18 protein-coding genes are annotated in these 20,407 nt (G+C 58.7%); 14 read left to right on the forward strand and 4 right to left on the reverse strand.

Annotated features, from left to right (window positions below):
- Positions 1-5 precede the first annotated feature (5 nt).
- Complete coding sequence (hpxW, locus tag ACMWJS_RS00920) at positions 6-1,589, reverse strand: oxamate amidohydrolase (protein ID WP_414746464.1); 1,584 nt, start codon at positions 1,587-1,589, stop codon at positions 6-8.
- Between the two features lie 144 nt (positions 1,590-1,733).
- On the opposite strand from hpxW, the gene hpxU reads away from it, so the two are divergent.
- From hpxU to hpxK, 7 genes are all read left to right on the forward strand, one after another.
- Positions 1,734-2,573 (forward strand): MurR/RpiR family transcriptional regulator HpxU, encoded by an 840-nt coding sequence (gene hpxU / locus ACMWJS_RS00925; protein ID WP_048027314.1) that lies wholly within the window; start codon positions 1,734-1,736, stop codon positions 2,571-2,573.
- Positions 2,574-2,765: 192 nt separating this feature from the next.
- Positions 2,766-3,548, forward strand: a complete 783-nt coding sequence (locus ACMWJS_RS00930; RefSeq protein WP_334762589.1) for a transporter substrate-binding domain-containing protein — start codon at positions 2,766-2,768, stop codon at positions 3,546-3,548.
- Positions 3,549-3,552: 4 nt separating this feature from the next.
- Positions 3,553-4,218: an amino acid ABC transporter permease gene (locus ACMWJS_RS00935; RefSeq protein ID WP_414746465.1), complete on the forward strand. Its 666-nt coding sequence runs from the start codon at positions 3,553-3,555 to the stop codon at positions 4,216-4,218.
- On the forward strand, positions 4,218-4,874 hold the full coding sequence (locus ACMWJS_RS00940; RefSeq protein WP_083261469.1) for an amino acid ABC transporter permease: 657 nt from the start codon (positions 4,218-4,220) through the stop codon (positions 4,872-4,874). Before ACMWJS_RS00935 ends, ACMWJS_RS00940 begins: the two co-directional genes overlap by 1 nt.
- On the forward strand, positions 4,855-5,592 hold the full coding sequence (locus ACMWJS_RS00945) for an amino acid ABC transporter ATP-binding protein (RefSeq protein WP_023327069.1): 738 nt from the start codon (positions 4,855-4,857) through the stop codon (positions 5,590-5,592). Before ACMWJS_RS00940 ends, ACMWJS_RS00945 begins: the two co-directional genes overlap by 20 nt.
- A 13-nt stretch (positions 5,593-5,605) precedes the next feature.
- Positions 5,606-6,847 (forward strand): pyridoxal-phosphate-dependent aminotransferase family protein, encoded by a 1,242-nt coding sequence (locus ACMWJS_RS00950; RefSeq protein WP_414746466.1) that lies wholly within the window; start codon positions 5,606-5,608, stop codon positions 6,845-6,847.
- Positions 6,844-8,082: an allantoate amidohydrolase gene (hpxK, locus tag ACMWJS_RS00955; RefSeq protein WP_414746467.1), complete on the forward strand. Its 1,239-nt coding sequence runs from the start codon at positions 6,844-6,846 to the stop codon at positions 8,080-8,082. Before ACMWJS_RS00950 ends, hpxK begins: the two co-directional genes overlap by 4 nt.
- Here the strand turns inward: hpxK and ACMWJS_RS00960 are convergent.
- Positions 8,079-9,194, reverse strand: a complete 1,116-nt coding sequence (locus tag ACMWJS_RS00960; protein ID WP_167212583.1) for an ABC transporter ATP-binding protein — start codon at positions 9,192-9,194, stop codon at positions 8,079-8,081. The two genes, hpxK and ACMWJS_RS00960, sit on opposite strands and share 4 nt — an antisense overlap.
- 321 nt (positions 9,195-9,515) lie before the next feature.
- Here ACMWJS_RS00960 and ACMWJS_RS00965 point away from each other — a divergent pair, with 321 nt between their 5' ends.
- The 6 genes from ACMWJS_RS00965 to ACMWJS_RS00990 all read left to right on the forward strand — a co-directional run bounded on the left by ACMWJS_RS00965 (position 9,516) and on the right by ACMWJS_RS00990 (position 16,629).
- Positions 9,516-10,730: an extracellular solute-binding protein gene (locus ACMWJS_RS00965; protein WP_167212586.1), complete on the forward strand. Its 1,215-nt coding sequence runs from the start codon at positions 9,516-9,518 to the stop codon at positions 10,728-10,730.
- Positions 10,731-10,787: 57 nt separating this feature from the next.
- Positions 10,788-12,092: a carbohydrate ABC transporter permease gene (locus ACMWJS_RS00970; protein ID WP_024909615.1), complete on the forward strand. Its 1,305-nt coding sequence runs from the start codon at positions 10,788-10,790 to the stop codon at positions 12,090-12,092.
- 11 nt (positions 12,093-12,103) lie between these two features.
- Positions 12,104-12,955 carry a sugar ABC transporter permease gene (locus ACMWJS_RS00975; RefSeq protein WP_042715482.1) on the forward strand — a complete coding sequence of 284 codons (852 nt, stop codon included), beginning with the start codon at positions 12,104-12,106 and terminating at the stop codon, positions 12,953-12,955.
- A 2-nt stretch (positions 12,956-12,957) separates the two neighbouring features.
- Positions 12,958-14,160 (forward strand): arabinogalactan endo-beta-1,4-galactanase, encoded by a 1,203-nt coding sequence (locus tag ACMWJS_RS00980; RefSeq protein ID WP_414746468.1) that lies wholly within the window; start codon positions 12,958-12,960, stop codon positions 14,158-14,160.
- A 29-nt stretch (positions 14,161-14,189) separates the two neighbouring features.
- A complete protein-coding gene (locus ACMWJS_RS00985; protein WP_414746469.1) occupies positions 14,190-16,247 on the forward strand; it encodes a beta-galactosidase in 2,058 nt (685 codons plus the stop codon).
- A 139-nt stretch (positions 16,248-16,386) separates the two neighbouring features.
- Positions 16,387-16,629 (forward strand): PTS transporter subunit EIIB, encoded by a 243-nt coding sequence (locus ACMWJS_RS00990; protein WP_167212595.1) that lies wholly within the window; start codon positions 16,387-16,389, stop codon positions 16,627-16,629.
- A 104-nt stretch (positions 16,630-16,733) separates the two neighbouring features.
- Here the strand turns inward: ACMWJS_RS00990 and ACMWJS_RS00995 are convergent, their stop codons facing one another.
- Entirely contained in the window at positions 16,734-17,999 is a 1,266-nt protein-coding gene (locus ACMWJS_RS00995) for a maltoporin (RefSeq protein ID WP_334762586.1), read from the reverse strand.
- Positions 18,000-18,268: 269 nt separating this feature from the next.
- Here ACMWJS_RS00995 and ACMWJS_RS01000 point away from each other — a divergent pair, with 269 nt between their 5' ends.
- Positions 18,269-19,345: a LacI family DNA-binding transcriptional regulator gene (locus ACMWJS_RS01000; protein WP_010429458.1), complete on the forward strand. Its 1,077-nt coding sequence runs from the start codon at positions 18,269-18,271 to the stop codon at positions 19,343-19,345.
- Between the two features lie 42 nt (positions 19,346-19,387).
- On the opposite strand, the gene ACMWJS_RS01005 is transcribed toward ACMWJS_RS01000, so the two are convergent.
- On the reverse strand, positions 19,388-20,389 hold the full coding sequence (locus tag ACMWJS_RS01005) for a magnesium transporter (RefSeq protein WP_414746470.1): 1,002 nt from the start codon (positions 20,387-20,389) through the stop codon (positions 19,388-19,390).
- Positions 20,390-20,407: the final 18 nt, after the last annotated feature.

A 20,407-nucleotide genomic window follows, 5' to 3' on the forward strand; every position in this document is an offset into this window, starting at 1 on the left:
TCTCCTCAGAATCCGGCGGCTGTGCCGTTGCTGCGCGGGTCAAATGCCCCTTCGAACAGCCCGTTGGGGTGGCGGACAATGGCGCCCGCGTGGCCCATGGCTTCACTAAAGTCAGGGAAAAGCTCCACCTCGTGACCGAGTGCCTGCAGGCGCGCGACCGTCTCGGGTGAAAAACGCCCTTCAAGCTTTAGGGTGTCCGAGGTTTGTCCCCAGGTGCGCCCCAGCAGCCAGCGCGGGCGGTTAATGCTCTCCTGCAGGGGGACGCCCTGAACAACGTAGCGGGTAAAGAGCGCTGCCTGGGTTTGAGGCTGTCCGTCGCCGCCCATCGATCCGTAGACCATCACGCGACCGTCCTTCAGACGTGCCGCCGCCGGGTTCAGGGTGTGGAACGGCTGTTTGCCCGGCGCGAGGGCCAGAAGATGGGCGGGATCGAGGCTGAAGGATGCGCCGCGGTTCTGCCAGACGATGCCGGTATCGGGCAGCACCACGCCGCTGCCGAACTCGTGATAAAGGCTCTGGATAAACGACACGGCAAGCCCGCTGCTGTCCATCACCCCCATCCACACCGTATCGCCGGGACCTTTTCCTGTTCCCCACGGCGCGGCGCGTCCGTCGTCAACCCTGTCGGCAAGCGCCTGCAGGGCGGCGGGATCCAGCAGTTGCTGAACATCGGTGTTCAGCGCGCGCGGGTCGGTGATGTGGGCATCCCGCAGGCCAAAGGCCAGCTTGGTGGCTTCCACGATACGGTGAAGGGTGTCGGCGTCGTCGGCCTCCGCCATGTTCAGGCGGTCGGTAATGCCGAGTATCGCCAGCGAGACCAGCCCCTGCGTCGGCGGGGCATGGTTAAAGATCTCCCCCTGCTGATGCTGCAGCTTCAGCGGCACGGTACGTCGGGCGGCGTGCGCGTTGAGATCGGCCAGCGTCACGGGGAGATCCAGCGTCTCCATGCCGCGCGCCAGGACTTCCGCCAGCGGGCCGCGATAAAAGCTGTCCAGACCATCCTCCACCAGGTGCGTCAGGGTCGTGGCCATGGCGGGCTGGTAAAAGCGGCTCCCGACCTGCGGCGGCTTGCCGTCCACCAGCCAGGTTTCCGCGAAGCCGGGGACGTCCTTCAGCTCGTCGAACTTGCTGGCCGTGGCGTGGGCCTGAGAAGCCGTGACCGGCGTGCCGTTTTGCGCATAGTCAATAGCATCGGCCAGCAGGCGGGCCAGCGGCAGCGCCTTGCCGGTCATCTCGCGCGAGACCGTCAGCGCCTCGTCCCAGCCGCTGACGGTTCCGGCGACGGTCAGCGCCGCACGGGGGCCGCGATGGGGGATCTGCGTGAGCCCGTCGTAGGCGGCCAGCGTCGCGCGCGATCCCGCCGCGCCGCTGGCATCGATGGCGATGGGATCGCCTTCCGGGGGCACAATAAGCCAGAATCCATCGCCGCCCAGTCCGTTCATATGCGGATAGACCACGGCGATGGTGGCCGCCGCCGCGACCATCGCTTCGATGGCGCTGCCGCCTTCGCGCAGCACCGCCAGCGCGCTCTGGCTGGCGAGGTGGTGGGGCGCAACCGCCATACCGTGTGTGGAGACATTACTTTGCATGAAGAGTCCTCGTAACCCTGAAAGTCACAAGGTGCTGCAAAAGCTGTTCCAGTTCTGAATAAAAAGTTTCATGCCAGTTGCCGCAGAAGCTGGCATGCTTAATGAATAATGAGCATGAGATGAAACAAACGTTACAGAGGCGTTATGGAACAGCTTGATGAACGACTGAAAGCACAATACGCGTCATTGTCGCCGCAGGAGCAGCGGGTGGCGGATTTTATTTTCGATCATTTTGACGACCTCATTAGCTACAACAGCGCCGAGCTGGCGCAGCTGAGCGGGGTGTCGAAAGCCACGGTGAGCCGTCTATTTAAGCGTCTGGGCTATGAGAAATATAAGGACATGCGCGAAGAGCTGCGCACCCTGCGCCAGAGCGGGATGCCGCTCACCGACAATCGCGACGCGGTGCAGGGTAATACGCTGCTGGCGCGCCACTATAAGCAGGAGATGGCAAACCTGACCCAGTGGGTCAATGCCCTCGACGCGCAGCAGTTTGCCGACGCCATGGCCTGCATGGTCAGGGCGCGCCGGATCGTCATTATCGGCATGCGTAACGCCTATCCGGCGGCACTGCACCTGCGCCAGCAGCTGCTGCAGGCGCGCGGTCAGGTGCTGGTGCTGCCGCAGCCGGGGCAGAGCCTGAGCGAGGAGCTGGTGGACTTAACGCCGGACGATCTGGTGGTGATGATGGCCTTTCGCCGTCGCCCGCGCATCATTCGCCCGCTGATGCAGCAGCTTCAGAGTAGCGGTATTCCGGTGCTGCTGATGTGCGAGCCGCAAGCCCACAGCCTGTTCCCGCTGGCGAGCTGGCAGCTCTGCACCCCGCTGGACAGCGTCTCCGCCTATGACAGCTATTCGTCGGTCAACAGTCTGATCAACCTGCTGGCGAACGCCTTCCTGCATGACATTCTCGATAAAGGCCGCCCGCGCATTCACGAGATTGCCTCCCTCTACCAGCAGCTGGACGAGCTGGAACAGCGATAATGGGGCATCAGGCTGGTGCTTTGCATTAAAACAGTGCAATCAGACGGGGCGTAAAAGAGCGCCCCCTTTTCGCCATTCCCCGATTTATCAGGCTTTATGACAATATCCCCCGTTTCGCCTGGCCTGGCACATTAGTTGCAAAATCACATTCAAAGAATCTTTTGTTTCATGTTAACGTTACGGGGAAGCACCATGAAAAAATTGTTGATTGCACTGGCCGGGGCAGCATGCCTCTTCACACAGCTGCCGGTAAAGGCTGACCAGCTTCAGGATATTGAGAAACGCGGCACCATCCGCATTGCCGTTCCGCAGGATTTCCCGCCGTTTGGCTCGGTGGGAACCGATCTGCAGCCGCAGGGCTATGACATCGATATGGCGCGCTATCTGGCTAAACAGATGAAGCTCAAGCTGCAGCTGGTGCCGGTGACCAGCGCCAACCGCGTGCCGTACCTGCAAACCGACAAGGTGGATCTGGTCATTTCCAGCCTGGGTAAAAACCCGGAGCGCGAGAAGGTAATCGACTTCAGCCGCGCCTACGCGCCGTTCTTCCTCGGCGTGTTTGGTCCGAAAGGGGCTGAGCTGAAGGATGCCGCCGCGCTCAGCGGAAAAACCATCGGCGTAACGCGCGGGGCGGTGGAGGACATGGTGCTGACCGGCCTGGCGCCGAAAGACGCGGATGTGAAGCGCTACGAAGACAACAACACCACGCTGTCGGCATATCTGTCCGGCCAGGTGCAGTACGTGGCGACCGGCAATCTCGTGGTGGCGGCCATTTCGCGCCAGAACGCGGCGAAAGCCCCGGTGCCGAGCTTTATGCTGAAAGACTCGCCGTGCTTCATTGGCCTGAAGAAAAACGAACCGGCCCTGAAGGCAAAAGTGGACGCGCTGATCGAGCAGGGCATTAAGGACGGCACGCTGAACGGTCTGTCTGAGCAATGGCTCAAGGCCCCGCTGCCGGCAAACCTTGGCGCCTGAGCCGATGACTGAGCAACTTGATTTTTCCGCCCTCTGGCCGCACTGGCCGGAGTTGCTGGCCGGGCTGTGGGTCACTATTCAGCTGACGGTGATGGCCACCGTCGGCGGGCTGGCAACAGGGATTGTCGGGGCGGCGATCCGCAGCGGACGCACCACCTGGTACAGCCGGATCTGGGGCGGGTATGTAGAGATCATCCGCAACACGCCGTTTGTGGTGCAGCTGTTTTTCATCGTCTTCGGCCTGCCGAATCTGGGGCTGAAGATGACGGCGGGGGAAGCGGCGCTGCTGGCCATGGTGGTCAACCTGGGCGCCTACAGCACCGAGATTATTCGCGCGGGCATTCAGGTCACGCCGAAAGGGCAGTGGGAAGCCGGTCGCGTGCTGGGGCTGACCCGCCTGCAGACCTTTATCCGCGTGGTGCTGCCGCCCGCGCTGCAGCGTATTTACCCGGCGCTGGTGAGCCAGTGCATCATCGTGATGCTCGGCTCGTCGGTGGTGTCGCAGGTCTCCTATGAAGAGTTGACCTTCGCCGCCAACCTGATCCAGTCCAGAACGTTTTTAAGCTTTGAGGTCTATCTGATGACCACCGGGATTTACTTAGCGCTGTCGATTACCCTGCGCCAGCTGATGATGGCGGCAGGACGGAAATGGCTGGGGGTGCAGGCATGATGACCACCTTTACCGACTGGGACATTATTCGCAATCTGCTGCTGGCCGGACGCTGGACGGTGCTGCTGTCGCTGGTGGCGTTCGTCGGCGGGGCGGTGGTAACGCTGCCGCTCCTGCTGCTGCGCCTGACGGGCGGGCGCACGGTGACGCGCATTATCCGCGGCTATATTGAGCTGTTTCAGGGCACGCCGCTGCTGATGCAGCTGTTCCTTGCCTTCTTCGGCGTGGCGCTGTTCGGCATCGACGTTTCGCCGTGGACCGCCGCCTCGCTGGCGCTGACGTTCTACACCAGCGCGTTTCTGCTCGATATCTGGTACGGCAGCATTCGTGCTTTACCGAAGGGGCAGTGGGAAGCCTCGCGCTGCCTGGGGCTGACCTTCGGCCAGACCCTGTTTCGCGTGGTCGCCCCGCAGGCGCTGCGCATCGGCATTGCGCCGACGGTCGGCTTTGCCGTGCAGGTGATCAAAGGCACCGCGCTGGCGTCGATTATCGGTTTTGTCGAGCTGACCAAGGCCGGGACCATGCTGACCAACGTGACCTATCAGCCTTTTAAGGTCTTTGCGCTGGTGGCGCTGGGCTACTTTATTCTGTGTTATCCGCTGTCGCGCTACAGCCGCTATCTGGAGACGAAATTCAATGCCTCTCATCACCATTAATCAGGTGCAGAAGTACTACGGCGATAACCACGTGCTCAAGGGCGTCGATCTGGATATCGACATGGGCCAGGTGATCTCCATCATCGGGCGCAGCGGATCGGGCAAAAGCACGCTGCTGCGCTGCATTAACGGCCTGGAAGGCTATCAGGACGGCAGCATCAAGCTGGGCGGCATGACCATTACCGACCGGGATTCCCAGGCGCGTGAAATCAGCCGCTCGGTCGGGATGGTGTTCCAGAGCTTCAACCTGTTCCCGCACATGACGGCGCTGGAGAACGTGATGCTCGCCCCACGTCGGGTGCTGAAAAAAAGCGCCGCCGAATGCCGGGCGCTGGCGCAGCAGATGCTGGAGAAGGTTGGCCTTGGCGATCGTCTGGATTACTACCCGTCTAGCCTCTCCGGCGGCCAGCAGCAGCGCGTGGCGATAGCCCGCGCGCTGGCGATGTCGCCGAAAGTATTACTCTGCGACGAGATCACCTCCGCGCTTGACCCGGAGCTGGTGGGCGAAGTGCTCAAAGTGCTGGAGCAACTGGCGGCCGAGGGGATGACGCTCATACTGGTTACCCATGAAATGAATTTTGCCCGCGAAGTGGGCGACCGCGTGGTGTTTATGCACCAGGGGAAAGTCTGGGAGCAGGGCGACAGCAAAACGCTGTTCGCCAACCCGCAGACCACGGAACTGAAGCAGTTCATCTCCTCCGTGCGCGGCCTCAACTGATAAGGACTGAACAATGGATATCGCACACTTTCCGCAAATCAACCCGCCGCAGCGCCTGCTGATGGGCCCGGGCCCGATCAACGCCGAACCGCGCGTGCTGCGCGCCATGTCGAGCCAGCTGATCGGCCAGTACGATCCGGCCATGACCCACTACATGAACGAGGTGATGGCGCTCTATCGCGGCGTATTCCGCACCGAAAACCGCTGGACGATGCTGGTGGACGGCACCTCCCGCGCGGGAATTGAAGCCATTCTGGTTTCCGCCATTCGACCGGGAGATAAGGTGCTGGTGCCGGTCTTTGGCCGCTTTGGCCACCTGCTGTGCGAAATTGCCCGCCGCTGCCGTGCAGAGGTGCATACCATCGAGGTGCCGTGGGGCGAGGTGTTTACCCCGGACCAGGTCGAGGATGCGATAAAACGTATTCGTCCGCGCCTGCTGCTGACCGTGCAGGGTGACACCTCCACCACCATGCTGCAGCCGCTCGCGGAGCTGGGCGCGATCTGCCGCCGCTACGACGTGCTATTTTACACCGACGCCACCGCATCGCTCGGCGGTAACGCGCTGGAGACCGACGCCTGGGGGCTGGATGCCGTCTCGGCCGGGATGCAGAAATGCCTCGGCGGCCCGTCGGGCACGTCGCCGATCACCCTGAGCGCGCGGATGGAAGAGGCGATCCGCCGCCGCAAGTGCGTGGAGGAGGGCATTCGCACCGACGCCCACCGCGACGGCGACGAGGAGATGATCTACTCCAACTACTTCGATCTCGGCATGGTGATGGACTACTGGGGGCCGGAGCGGCTGAACCACCACACCGAAGCCACCACCGCGCTGTTTGGCGCCCGCGAATGCGCGCGGCTGATCCTGCAGGAAGGGCTGGATAATGGCATCGCGCGTCATAAGCTGCACGGCGATGCGCTGCTTAAGGGGATTCAGGCGATGGGGCTGGAGACCTTCGGCGACCTGAAGCACAAGATGAACAACGTGCTGGGCGTGGTCATTCCGCAGGGCATCAACGGCGACCAGGTGCGTAAGCTGATGCTGGAGGATTTCGGAATTGAAATCGGCACCTCGTTTGGCCCACTGCACGGCAAAGTGTGGCGCATTGGCACCATGGGCTATAACGCGCGCAAGGACTGCGTGATGACCACCCTGAGCGCGCTGGAGTCGGTGCTGAACTACCTCAAATTTACCACCACGCAGGGGGCCGCCATGCAGGCCGCGTGGGACCACTATCGCCGCGAGACGCCGCAATGAGCCCGGCGGCAGAACGGGTGATGGCGCGCGCCGACGCGCTGGCCGCCATCAGCGAAACCCCGGATGCGCTGACAAGGGTGTATCTCTCCACGCAGCATCTGCAGGCCAACCAGCTGGTCGGGGAGTGGATGCGCCAGGCGGGCATGACCGTCTGGCAGGACAGCGTGGGCAATATCTGTGGACGCTACGAAGGCGCGCAGGAGGGAGCCCAGGCGGTGCTGCTTGGCTCGCATCTGGACACCGTACGCAACGCCGGGCGCTACGACGGCATGCTCGGGGTGCTTACCGCCATCGAAGTGGTGGATAGCCTGCACCAGCAGGGTGTGCATCTGGCGCAGGCCATAGAGATTGTCGGCTTTGGTGACGAAGAGGGAACCCGTTTTGGGATCACCCTGCTAGGCAGCCGGGGGCTGACGGGCACCTGGCCGCAGGGCTGGCTGGAGACGTGTGATGCTCAGGGCATCAGCGTGGCGCAGGCGATGGTGCAGGCGGGGCTCGATCCTGCCCGCGTGGCGCTCGCGGCACGTCATCAGGACGATTTTAGCGCCTGCCTGGAACTGCATATCGAACAGGGTCCGTGTCTGGAGCAGGAAGGGCTGGCGCTGGGCGTGGTGGAAGCCATTAACGGCGCGCGCCGCCTCAACTGCCGCTTCACCGGCGAGGCCGGGCATGCGGGTACCGTGCCGATGCATCACCGTAAGGATGCCCTGGCCGCCGCCGCCGAATGGATGGTGCTGATTGAAAACACCACCCGACAGCAGGGCGGCAACCGGGTGGCGACGGTCGGTGAACTGCGCTGCCTGCCCGGTGCGGTCAACGTCATCCCCGGCGAGGTTGCGATCTCGCTGGATATTCGCGGCCCGCAGGATGCCCCGCTTGACGCGCTGCTCGCTGAGCTGCTGGCGCAGGCGCAGGCGATTGCCGCTCGTCGCGGGCTGAGCTTCAGCGCCGAGGAGTTTTACCGTATCGCTGCCACGCCGTGCGATGCGCGTTTGCAGGATCTGCTGGGACAGGCCGTTGAGTCGGTGCAGGGGCGCTCATTATCGCTGCCGAGCGGTGCCGGGCACGACACCATCGCGCTGGCAGAGCGCTGGCCGGTCGGGATGCTGTTTGTGCGCTGCAGGGGGGGCGTCAGCCACCATCCGGCGGAATCGGTGATGGCTGAGGATGTTGCCCTGGCGATTGAGGCGTTTGGGCGGGCGGTGAGAAAGCTTGCTGACGGTGGCGCGCGTTAAGCCACCGAACGCACCGCATCTTCGATATCCGCGCTCACCCGGACATCCTGCTCGTCAAAGACCATGCAGTGGCGATCGTCGAAGGCCACGTCTATCTTCTGCCAGGGCGCGAACTTCACGTCGCCCGGCAGCAAGATCTTCACGTTGTCATGGCCGTAGCATTGTCCAAACAGGTAAGTATTGTTCCCCAGCCGCTCCACTACTTCACAGCTAAATTCCAGCCGCGTGCCGCGGTGAAGGTCAGTGGTTAAATGTTCCGGACGGATGCCCAGCGTAACCTGGCTGCCCGGCTGCAGCGGTGTGGTGGTTATCGCGAGCGTGAGCGACTTCTGCTGCGACAACCTGACGGTGAACTTGCCCGGCTGCCAGGCCTCAACGGTCGCCGGCAGAAAGTTCATCTTCGGAGAACCGATAAACCCGGCGACAAACTTATTCGCCGGTTTGTAATAGAGATCCATCGGGGCGCCCATCTGCTCCACTTTGCCGTAGTTCATGACCACAATTTTGTCGGCCAGGGTCATCGCTTCGATCTGGTCGTGCGTGACATACACCATGGTGGTTTTCAGCTCCTGATGCAGGCGGGCGAGGTGCAGGCGCATCTCCACGCGCAGTTCGGCATCCAGGTTGGAAAGCGGCTCATCGAACATAAAGACGCGCGGGTTACGTACGATAGCGCGGCCAATCGCGACGCGCTGGCGCTGGCCGCCGGAAAGCTGTTTAGGTTTGCGGTCTAGCAGGTGGGAGAGCTGCAGCGTTTTGGCGACCATCTCGACCTGATGGCGGATCTGATCTTTCGGCACTTTATTCACCTTCAGCCCGTAGCCCATGTTTTCGGCCACCGTCATATGCGGATAGAGCGCGTAGGACTGAAAGACCATCGCCACACCCCGATGGGAAGGGGCGATGTCGTTCATCACCTCGTTACCGATCAGCACTTCACCCTCGCTTATCTCCTCCAGCCCGGCAATCATACGCAGCATAGTGGATTTGCCACAGCCGGAAGGCCCGACGAATACGGCAAACTCACCGTCCTCAATATCAAGATTAACGTTGTGGAGCGTGACGGTGTCGCCAAAGCGCTTGGTGACATTCCTCAATTGTATGTTCGACATCAGTGTTCCCCAGGTAAACCGCCGAGTATGTTTTACGTATAACAATTGTGTTCAACGTGGCCGGACGGTGCAATTTGTCTGCCTTGACTATAACTTCCAGCATTCATGCGCCCTATATAGATATTCCATTAATGTTATGACGATCACACAACTTACAGTTTTATGTAGAGTTATCATGATGTGAAGGGTAGCGTATAACAAACCAAAAGCATTTGGTGTCAGACGTACAACGCCAGTTTAATCAGGATATATAGCGGGGTTTGTAGGGCGTCATATGCGATAACAACCATAAAATTGTTATACCTTCACATGAGGTTGATAATGAAAAAGAACATACTCGCTGCTCTGATCCTCTCTACGCTCGCGGTACAGGCTCACGCCACCGCGCAGCTTAACGTCTGGGAAGACATCAAGAAGTCGTCCGGTATTAAAGATGCGGTCGCGGACTTTGAAAAACAGTACGACGTTAAGGTCAACGTGCAGGAAACTCCTTACGCACAGCAGCTGGAAAAACTGCGCCTGGACGGCCCGGCAGGCATTGGCCCGGACGTGCTGGTCATTCCTAACGATCAGCTGGGCGGCGCCGTCGTGCAAGGGTTATTGGCCCCCCTGAATCTGGAGGCTAAGCAGACCGAACAGTACACCCCGGCCTCGATTAACGCCTTCAAAATGGATAACGCCCTCTACGGCGTGCCGAAAGCGGTTGAGACGCTGGTGCTGATCTACAACAAAGATCTCATCGACAAGCCGCTCAACTCGCTGCAGGACTGGTATGACTTTTCCAAACAGCAGCGCGCAAAAAACCAGTACGGTCTGCTCGCCAAGTTCGATCAGATTTACTACAGCTGGGGCGCGATCTCCCCGATGGGCGGCTACATCTTCGGTCAAAACGGCAAAGGCGGCTATAACGCCAGCGACGTCGGCCTTAACAAGCCGGGCGCGGTAGAAGCCGTGACGTACCTGAAAAAATTCTACGCTGACGATATTTTCCCGGCCGGGATAGTCGGTGACAACGGCCTGAACGCTATCGACTCCCTGTTTACTGAGAAGAAAGCGGCAGCCGTCATCAACGGCCCGTGGGCGTTCCAGCCGTATGAAGCGGCAGGCATCAACTACGGCGTGGCGCCGCTGCCCACGCTGCCGGACGGCAAGCCAATGAGCTCCTTCCTCGGCGTGAAAGGCTACGTCGTTTCCACCTGGAGCAAGGACAAAGCGCTGGCGCAGAAATTTATCGAATTCATCAACCAGCCGCAGTACGTGAAAACCCGCTACGTGGCCACGCGTGAGATCCCGCCTTTGACCGCAATGATCGACGACCCGGTAATCAAGAACGACGAGAAGGCAAGCGCCGTTGCGGTGCAGGCCGCGCGAGCCACCGCCATGCCGGGTATCCCTGAAATGGGCGAAGTCTGGGGGCCGGCCAACGCCGCGCTGGAGCTAAGCCTGACCGGCAAACAGGATCCCAAAGCCGCGCTGGACAGCGCAGAGAAACAGGTCCAGATGCAAATCGAAGCCATGCAGGCCAGCAACCAGTAATTTTCTGACGTCGCAGAACGGGAGGCCACTCTCCCGTTTTATTGAAAGGAGTTGTCTGTGAGTATCATCCCGGAAAATTTTGCCAGACCGCACGGGGCCGGGCGTCACGCCTGGACCGGCCTGCTGCTGGCGGTCATCCCCGGCTTCGGCCAGTTCTATCACCGCCAGTGGCTGAAGGGCGTTATCTTCCTGGTGCTGCTGGCCAGTTTTATCGGCGTTTTTGCCGATTTCCTGCGCGAAGGACTTTGGGGGCTGGTGACGCTGGGGGAGGAAGTGCCGCGTGATAACTCCATCTTCCTGCTGGCAGAAGGGATCATTAGCGTACTGATCGCCGCATTTGGCGTGATGGTGTATTACCTGTCGATGCGTGATGCCTGGGTCAACGGTCGAAAACGCGATGAAGGGCTGGGGCTAAACAGCGTGCGTAAGCAGTATCAGATGCTGCTGAGCGACGGCTTTCCGTATCTGATGATCACGCCGGGCTTTATTTTGCTGGTGTTTGTGGTGGTTTTCCCGATCCTCTTCGGTTTTGCCATCGCCTTTACTAACTACAATCTTTACCACACGCCGCCGGCTAAGCTGGTGGACTGGGTTGGGTTTAAGAACTTCATCAATATTTTCACGCTCTCCATCTGGCGCTCAACCTTCTTTGACGTCCTGCAGTGGACGGTGGTCTGGACGCTGCTCGCCACCACGCTGCAATGTACCGTGGGCGTGCTGCTGGCTATTCTGGTGAACCAGAAAGACCTGCGATTTAAGCCGCTTATCCGCACCATCTTCATTCTGCCGTGGGCGGTGCCGGGCTTTGTCACCATTCTGGTGTTTGCCGGAATGTTCAACGACTCTTTCGGTGTGATAAACAATGCCATTCTGGCCTTCTTCGGCATTGCGCCGAAAGCCTGGATGACCGATCCGTTCTGGACCAAAACGGCGCTGATCCTGATGCAGACCTGGCTCGGTTTCCCGTTTGTTTTCGCCATGACCACCGGCGTGCTGCAGGCGATCCCTGACGATCTGTACGAAGCCGCCACCATGGACGGGGCCAGCAGCGCGACCAAACTGCGCACCATCACGCTGCCGCTGGTGCTTTATTCCATTGCGCCAATACTGATCACCCAATACACCTTCAACTTCAATAACTTCAACATCATCTACCTGTTCAACAACGGCGGGCCGGCGGTGGTGGGCTCCAATGCGGGTGGGACAGATATCCTGGTGTCGTGGATCTACAAGCTCACCATGTCGTCGTCGCAGTACGCGATTGCGGCGACCATCACTATCCTGCTGTCGATCTTTGTCGTCGGCCTGGCGCTGTGGCAGTTCCGCGCCACCAAATCTTTCAAAAACGACGACATGGCGTAAGGGACGTAACAATGGCTCAATCACAAAGTATTAAACGTGAGAAGTGGGTACGCCTCTCGCTCTCCTGGCTGGTTATCGTGCTGGTGTCGACGATTATCATCTACCCGCTGGTGTGGACGGTCGGCGCGTCGTTTAACGCGGGTAATAGCCTGCTCAGCTCCTCAATTATTCCTGAGAACTTTTCGGTGCAGCACTACGCCGACCTGTTTAACGGCCAGGTGAACTACATGACCTGGTACTGGAACTCGATGAAAATCAGCTTCCTGACGATGGTGCTGACCTTAATCAGCGTCAGCTTTACCGCCTATGCCTTTTCGCGCTTTCGCTTTAAGGGACGCCAGAACGGGCTGATGCTGTTCCTGCTCCTGCAGATGATCCCCCAGTTCTCGGCGCTGATTGCCATCTTCGTGCTGTCGCAGCTTTTGGGCCTCATCAACAGCCATCTGGCGCTGGTGCTGATCTACGTGGGCGGCATGATCCCGATGAATACCTACCTGATGAAAGGCTACCTCGACGCCATCCCGAAAGATCTGGATGAATCCGCGCGCATGGACGGGGCCAGTAATTTCCGGATTTTCATCGAAATTATCATGCCGCTATCGAAGCCGATTGTGGCGGTGGTGGCGCTGTTCTCCTTCACCGGGCCGCTGGGGGATTTCATCCTCTCCAGCACGATTCTGCGCACCCCGGACAAATATACCTTACCCATCGGGCTCTATAACCTGGTGGCGCAAAAAATGGGTGCCAGCTACACCACCTACGCGGCAGGCGCGGTGTTGATTGCGGTGCCGGTAGCGATCCTCTATCTGGCATTACAAAAATACTTCGTCTCCGGCCTGACCTCCGGGAGTACCAAAGGATAATCATGAAAAGACTCAAACCTGCTTTACTTGCCGTTTGCCTCTCATGTGGCCTGGCCGCGAGCGTGTTTGCTGCGGACGGGGTGCAAACGCGTCCTTTTAACGCCATGCCCGCGGACTTTATCAAGGGCGCAGATATTTCGACGCTGCTGGAAGCGGAACAACATGGCGCCAAATTTTATAACCAGAGCGGCCAGCAGCAGGACGCGATTGCTATCCTCAAAGCCAACGGTGTGAACACCGTGCGCCTGCGCCTGTGGGTTGATCCGCAGGATGCCGACGGTAACACCTACGGCGGCGGCAGTAATAATCTCGAAAACACCCTCGCGCTGGCGAAGCGCGTAAAGGCGCAGGGCCTGAAGCTGCTGCTCGATTTCCACTACAGCGATTTCTGGACCGATCCGGGCAAACAGTTCAAGCCAAAAGCCTGGGAGAAGATGGACTACCCGCAGCTGAAAACGGCTATTCATGACTATACCCGCGACACGATCGCCCGCTTTAAGAAAGAGGGCGTATTGCCGGACATGGTGCAGATAGGAAACGAAATTAACGGCGGCATGCTGTGGCCGGAAGGGAAAAGCTGGGGGCAGGGCGGCGGCGAATTCGACCGCCTGGCCGGGCTGCTCAAGGCCGCGATTGGTGGGCTAAAGGAGAACCTGACCGATGGCGAGCAGGTGAAAATCATGCTCCATCTGGCCGAAGGCACCAAAAATGACACCTTCCGCTGGTGGTTTGATGAAATCACGAAGCGCGACGTGCCGTTCGATATCATCGGCCTGTCGATGTACACCTACTGGAACGGCCCGATTAGCGCGCTGAAGACCAACATGGATGATATCAGCAGGCGCTATAACAAAGACGTGATTGTGGTGGAAGCGGCCTATGGCTATACGCTGGAGAACTGCGATAACGCCGAGAACAGCTTCCAGGCCAAAGAAGAAAAGGACGGCGGCTATCCCGGCACCGTTCAGGGTCAGTACGACTATATTCACGATTTAATGCAGTCCGTTATTGATGTGCCTGACCATAGCGGCAAGGGCATCTTTTACTGGGAACCGACCTGGATTGCCGTTCCGGGCACCACGTGGGCCACCAAAACCGGCATGAAATATATCCATGACGAATGGAAAGAGGGTAATGCCCGCGAGAATCAGGCGTTATTTGATTGCCAGGGTAAAGTGCTGCCGTCAATAACGGTATTTAACTAGTTTTTATCTCCATTCAGGACGTTTTAAATATGAATAAATTTGCGCCTTTAAGTCCAAAGGTCGCGGCGTTATTGCATGGCGCCGACTATAACCCGGAGCAATGGGAGAATTACCCCGGTATTATTGAAAAAGATATCGCCATGATGCAGCAGGCGAAATGTAATGTCATGTCGGTGGGGATATTTAGCTGGGCGAAACTGGAGCCGCAGGAAGGGGAATATGATTTTGCCTGGCTGGACAGCATTATTGAAAAACTCTATGCGGCGGGCATTCATATATTTCTCGCTACGCCGAGCGGCGCGCGTCCGGCATGGATGTCGCAAAAATATCCGGAAGTGCTGCGCGTCGGGCGCAACCGCGTCCCTGCGCTGCACGGCGGGCGTCATAACCACTGCATGTCGTCTCCGGTCTACCGCGAAAAGACGATGAAAATTAACAGCCTGCTGGCGGCGCGTTATTCGCATCATCCGGCGGTGCTGGGCTGGCATATCTCCAATGAGTACGGCGGCGAATGCCACTGTAGCCTGTGCCAGGAACGCTTCCGCGACTGGCTAAAGGCGCGCTACAAAACCCTCGACGCGCTGAACCATGCGTGGTGGAGCACCTTCTGGAGCCATACCTACACCGACTGGTCGCAGATTGAGTCCCCCGCGCCGCAGGGAGAAATGTCGATTCACGGCCTGAATCTCGACTGGCGCCGCTTCAATACCGCGCAGGTCACCGATTTTTGCCAGCATGAGGTGGCACCGCTGAAGGCCGCCAATGCTGAACTGCCGGTGACAACCAACTTTATGGAGTATTTCTACGATTACGACTACTGGCAGCTGGCGAAAGCGATCGACTTCATCTCCTGGGACAGCTACCCGATGTGGCACAAGGAGAAAGACGAAACGCAGCTGGCCTGCTATACCGCCATGTACCACGACATGATGCGCAGCCTGAAGGGCGGTAAACCCTTTGTGCTGATGGAGTCCACGCCGAGCACCACCAACTGGCAGTCGACCAGCAAGCTGAAAAAGCCGGGGATGCATATTCTCTCCTCTATTCAGGCGGTAGCGCACGGGGCGGATTCGGTGCAGTACTTCCAGTGGCGTAAGAGCCGCGGATCGGTGGAGAAATTCCACGGTGCAATTATCGATCACGTGGGGCATCTTGATACCCGCGTCGGGCGCGAAGTAACGCGTCTGGGGGAGATGCTGGCACGTCTGCCTGAGGTGGTGGGTTGCCGCACCGACGCGCGCGTGGCCATTATCTTTGACCAGCAAAACCGCTGGGCGCTGGACGATGCTGAAGGCCCGCGGAACATGGGGCTGGAGTACGAAAAAACCGTCAACGAACACTATCGTCCGTTCTGGGAAAAGGGCATCGCGGTCGACGTCATCGACGCTGACGGCGATCTGAGCCGCTACGCGCTGGTGATTGCCCCCATGCTCTACATGGTGCGCGAAGGTTTCGCCGAGCGGGCGGAAGCCTTTGTGGCCGCGGGCGGGCATCTGGTGACGACCTACTGGAGCGGGGTAGTGGATGAGACCGATCTCTGCCACCTCGGCGGTTTCCCGGGCCCGCTGCGCAAGCTCCTCGGCATCTGGGCGGAAGAGATTGACTGTTTGGGCGAGGGGGAGCGAAACCTGGTCCAGGGGCTGGCGGGCAATGCGGCGGGCCTGCAGGGACCGTATCAGGTCAGGCATCTGTGCGAGCTGATCCATACTGAATCCGCGCAGGCGCTGGCGACCTACCGGGATGATTTCTACGCCGGTCGCCCGGCGGTGACGGTCAACCGCTTCGGCAAAGGCAAGGCGTGGCACGTGGCGTCGCGCAACGACCTGCCGTTCCAGCGCGATTTCTTCGCCGGGATTATCGACGAGCTGGCGCTGCCGCGCGCAGTCGAAGGAGATTTCCCTCCGGGCGTGGTCGCCGCGGCGCGCACGGATGGCGAAACCGCGTGGGTGTTTGTACAGAACTACACGGCCCAGCAGCAGCTCATCACGCTGCCGCAGGGGTATACCGACTGCATGACCGACGCCGCCGCGGCGGGCGATACCGTGCTGCTGGCGTGGGACTGTCGGGTGCTCAGGCGTAAAGCGTAAGAACCGCCCGGCGGCGCTGCGCTTGCACGGGCCTACAAAACCCGTAGGCCCGGTAAGCGCAGCGCCACCCGGCAACAAGGCACAAAACGCCTGCTCCCCGAGCAGGCATTTTTTTATCTGCATAAAAGAGAGGCGTATTATGGACAGTCAAATTACTCAGCGTTTAATTCCTGCATTTGGCGGCGACGATAATATCGAGCACGTCGAAGCCTGTATTACCCGCCTGCGCGTGACGGTAAAAGATTTAAATAAGGTCGATTCACAGACGTTACAGAGTGAGGGGGCGCTGGGGGTGATTATTATCGGTCAGCAGGTGCACGCTATATTCGGCAGGCAGTCTGATACATTACGGAAATTATTAGACGAACATTTTAATCAGTAAATATAAAAAAGGGATAGCCAAAGTAATGGCTATCCCAAAGCAGTAAAATAGACTGCAGGTTGCTGGAGATACGATAACGATTAACGCAAATTATGAATTAAGACTTACCACCAGGCCTCGACCTGCACACCAAAGTTCCAGGTATTGTTGGCCGTGCCATCTTCGAAGGATTGCCCTTTTTCGGAGTCATTCAGATAGGAGGCGAATACGCGCAGTTCAGGACGTGACATAAACTCAGGACCGTCTGCCAGGCCCAGCGCGAGGGTGTACTTCTCGCCGCTCTGCTTGTACTTAGTGCCGTCGGTGTAGGTATCTTCCTGGTAGAATCCGCCCACTTCGCCAATCAGACGCACGTACTCGGTAAACTGATACTGTGCGCGCCCCACCAGCGATACCAGGCGTGATTTGTCCGTATACTGCGTGATGTCGTCTGCCGAACCCCATGTCAGGACGTGGTTAAAAGAGAACTTGTCGGTAATCGGAATTAAGCCGGTGTTAATCACGCGGTAGCCGGTGGCGTCGTTCACGTAGTTCCACATGTCGTACCAGCCCCCACCCTGTGACACCATGTTCTGGGCCAGACCTTTATTGGCGTACTGCAGCACCAGCTTGTTATAGCCGCCAAACATATCCTGGCTGATCTCACCGGTGACCATCACGCCGTTATCGGCCTCGTACAGCCCGCCATACTCTTTCTGCTTGTTGGTCGGGTTTGGCATGGCGTAATCAATACCCACTTCCGTCCACGCGCCCGCCCACGGCTTCCAGCCCGCATAGCGAAGGTCGATATAGTTGATGTTAACGTCGCTGTCGCCATCCACGCGATAGTCCACGTCGTTAGCATCGCCGCGGATCCACGCAACGGAGACTGCGCCCGGGCCAAGCGTGTAGTTCTCGATACCCGCACCGGAGCCGGAAATATTCCAGTATTTGGTATCAATGATGTGCAGGTCATGGCGCTGGTAGTAGCGCTTACCGCCCCAAATCACCGCATTGGGATCCCCGGGGATCAGCCCCTTGATCTGCAGGTTAAGCTGGCGCAGGCCGAACTGGGCATCGTCATCTAAGGTGGTTTCATTGTCGTTGGAGCCGTCTGATACCATGCTCACCATGCTGTCGAGATAGAAACTGACGTCGTTCTTTTTGTATACCTCGGAGCCTAGCTCCAGCTCGCCGTAGGTGTCGGCCTCGTTACCCAGACGGCCAATCTTGTTTTTTTGCCACTCCTCCATCCCACCATCCCGTGAGACGCCCACACCGGAGCGAAGATATCCATGAAAATCAATCGGTACTGAAGACGCTGCAAACAGCGAAGGCGATGCCAGCGCGGCAGCCAACGCAACAGATACAGAGCGGATCGTCGTGTTCATTGTAACCCTCTTATTGTTTTGTAATACGTTCACAAATCCGCTGTCATAAAATGCCTAAACCCGTTGGCTGGCAATTACACGATCTGAAATGTGTGATTAACTGCAAATAAAATAGACAATTTTGTTACGAGTAATGAGATTGGACACAAATTATGGCATTGTGAGCGTCATACTTTTTGATGGTGTTATGCCCGCAGCGAGAGGGTGATAAGCGTTTTTTTTCAGCACCCCTGTTACAATCAGCGCATAACAACATAAGGAACCGGACCATGAAGTCGAAAAGCGCAACGTTAGAGGACGTGGCACGCCATGCGGGCGTCTCCTATCAGACCGTGTCCAGGGTACTGAATAAGTCTGCCAATGTATCCGACGCCACGCGCAGCAAGGTGGAGAAATCCATAGAGTTATTGCGGTATGTACCCAACCGACTGGCTCAGCAGCTGGTGGGCAAGCAGAGCCAGACCGTTGGGCTGGTGACCATTTCGCTGGCGCTGCACGCGCCTTCGCAGGTTGCGGCGGCGGTGAAACGCTATGCCAATGTGGAAGGCTACCAGGTACTGATCTCAATGATTGATGAGAACGTCAACCACAGCATCCAGGATTCCATCAACGAGCTGAAATCCCAGCTGGTGAGCAAAGTGATCATCAACGTGCCGCTGGAGGCTGAAGCGGCGCAGAAAATCGCCACCGACAACGATGACATTGTCTGCCTGTTCCTCGACGTGGACCCGTACAGTTCCGTGTTTAACGTTTCGTTTAACCCGGCGGACGGCACCCGCGCCAGCGTCAAATATCTTTACGAACTGGGGCATCGCGACATCGCCCTGCTGGCGGGGCCGACGTCTTCCGTCTCGGCGCAGCTGAGGCTGAAAAGCTGGATCGAGACCCTGAAGGGCTACGGCCTGGAGCCCGCATCGGTCATTCGCGGCAACTGGGATGCGCAAAGCGGTTATTCGGGAGCGTTGCAAATGCTGCGGGAGACGGCGCAGTTTACCGCCGTGCTGGTGGCTAACGACCAGATGGCGCTCGGGGTGCTGAGCGCGTTCCATCAGCAGCAGATTTCAATTCCGGGCGAGAAGTCGGTGATTGGCTACGATGACACCTATGAAAGCTCGTTCTTCTACCCGGCACTGACGACGGTATCGCTGGATTTAGATCTGCAGGGTAAAGAGGCGGTGCGCCGTATTCTCGACAGCGGTGAAGAGAATGCCCAGCGCATGTCCTCGATTTTACCTGCCCGTCTGGTGGTGCGTCAGTCCACCGGCCCAAAAGGGGAGAAGGGGAAAAACCTGCAGGCGCTTGCCCAGCAGTTGCGTGAGATCGCGCATCAGCTCGGCGATGCGTAGCGAAGTGAGCACCTCAATCACGTGAATGAGGTGCTCGCAAGCTTACTCTAGCCCCAGCGTGTACTGGGCAATTTTGAAGTAGATAATCAGCCCGGTCCCGTCAATCAGCGTGGCGATAAACGGCGCGGACACCACGGCAGGGTCGATCCGGCAGCGCTTGAGCACCATCGGGATCACGGACGACACAATCGCGCTCCAGAGCGTGATACACACCAGCGTCAGACTGACGATAAGCGTGATCTCCAGGCCGATACCCATCATCCAGGCGCGGATACACCCGGCGATACCGAGTGTGGCGGCAATCATCAGCGAGGTGGTCATCTCTTTGCGCAGCACGCGCCCGACGTCGCGAAGGTGGACTTCTCCCAGCGCCATCGCGCGCACCAGCGTGGAGGTGATCTGCGTCCCGCTGTTGCCGCCCGTGCCGATCAGCAGCGGAATGAAGAACGCCAGCGCGATGGCGGACTCCAGCGCCTCTTCAAAATGCTGAATAACCGAGCTGGTGTAGGCTTCGGCGACAAACAGCAGCAGCAGCCAGACGGAGCGTTTTTTCCACAGGCTATACGGGCTGGTCTCCAGATAAGGCTTCTCCAGGGGGAGCGTCGCCCCCTGAAGCTGGGCATCTTCGGTGACGTCATCTTCCAGCAGATGGGCGATTTCGCGCTCGGTCAGGCAGCCGACGAGCTTGCCGTGGGTGACCACGGGCACCACATCCGCGCCGCCGTGCGCCAGCAGTCCGGCAACATCGGCACGTTCATCTTCCGGTTTGACCTGCAAAAACTGCGAAATCATCAGCGATTTCAGCGGCTGCACCGTATCGGTGGTCTGCAGCAATTTGCGCACGGCAACCATCCCCGCCAGGCGGCCATGGTCTTCGATAAAAATATGCGACGGAATATCATCGTCTTTTAATTTTTCGAAGAATTGCTCGCGCGCCAGCGCCACGCATAATGCCATATCGAGGACGATAAAATCGGTATTCATATATTGCGCGATCGCGCTGTCATTGAATGCCGGGTTTTGGTTGTGAATAGCGTAAGACATAGTGAATTCCCTTTGAAT

The organism is Enterobacter sp. HK-058-C-ECC, from assembly GCF_047531125.1.
Taxonomy (GTDB): domain Bacteria; phylum Pseudomonadota; class Gammaproteobacteria; order Enterobacterales; family Enterobacteriaceae; genus Enterobacter; species Enterobacter quasiroggenkampii.

Bases quoted from the DNA above. Each gene is read 5' to 3' on its own strand.
- hpxW (WP_414746464.1), bottom strand. From the start codon at position 1,589: ATGCAAAGTAATGTCTCCACACACGGTATGGCGGTTGCGCCCCACCAC.
- hpxU (WP_048027314.1), top strand. From the start codon at position 1,734: ATGGAACAGCTTGATGAACGACTGAAAGCACAATACGCGTCATTGTCG.
- ACMWJS_RS00930 (WP_334762589.1), top strand. From the start codon at position 2,766: ATGAAAAAATTGTTGATTGCACTGGCCGGGGCAGCATGCCTCTTCACA.
- ACMWJS_RS00935 (WP_414746465.1), top strand. From the start codon at position 3,553: ATGACTGAGCAACTTGATTTTTCCGCCCTCTGGCCGCACTGGCCGGAG.
- ACMWJS_RS00940 (WP_083261469.1), top strand. From the start codon at position 4,218: ATGACCACCTTTACCGACTGGGACATTATTCGCAATCTGCTGCTGGCC.
- ACMWJS_RS00945 (WP_023327069.1), top strand. From the start codon at position 4,855: ATGCCTCTCATCACCATTAATCAGGTGCAGAAGTACTACGGCGATAAC.
- ACMWJS_RS00950 (WP_414746466.1), top strand. From the start codon at position 5,606: ATGGATATCGCACACTTTCCGCAAATCAACCCGCCGCAGCGCCTGCTG.
- hpxK (WP_414746467.1), top strand. From the start codon at position 6,844: ATGAGCCCGGCGGCAGAACGGGTGATGGCGCGCGCCGACGCGCTGGCC.
- ACMWJS_RS00960 (WP_167212583.1), bottom strand. From the start codon at position 9,194: ATGTCGAACATACAATTGAGGAATGTCACCAAGCGCTTTGGCGACACC.
- ACMWJS_RS00965 (WP_167212586.1), top strand. From the start codon at position 9,516: ATGAAAAAGAACATACTCGCTGCTCTGATCCTCTCTACGCTCGCGGTA.
- ACMWJS_RS00975 (WP_042715482.1), top strand. From the start codon at position 12,104: ATGGCTCAATCACAAAGTATTAAACGTGAGAAGTGGGTACGCCTCTCG.
- ACMWJS_RS00980 (WP_414746468.1), top strand. From the start codon at position 12,958: ATGAAAAGACTCAAACCTGCTTTACTTGCCGTTTGCCTCTCATGTGGC.
- ACMWJS_RS00985 (WP_414746469.1), top strand. From the start codon at position 14,190: ATGAATAAATTTGCGCCTTTAAGTCCAAAGGTCGCGGCGTTATTGCAT.
- ACMWJS_RS00990 (WP_167212595.1), top strand. From the start codon at position 16,387: ATGGACAGTCAAATTACTCAGCGTTTAATTCCTGCATTTGGCGGCGAC.
- ACMWJS_RS00995 (WP_334762586.1), bottom strand. From the start codon at position 17,999: ATGAACACGACGATCCGCTCTGTATCTGTTGCGTTGGCTGCCGCGCTG.
- ACMWJS_RS01000 (WP_010429458.1), top strand. From the start codon at position 18,269: ATGAAGTCGAAAAGCGCAACGTTAGAGGACGTGGCACGCCATGCGGGC.
- ACMWJS_RS01005 (WP_414746470.1), bottom strand. From the start codon at position 20,389: ATGTCTTACGCTATTCACAACCAAAACCCGGCATTCAATGACAGCGCG.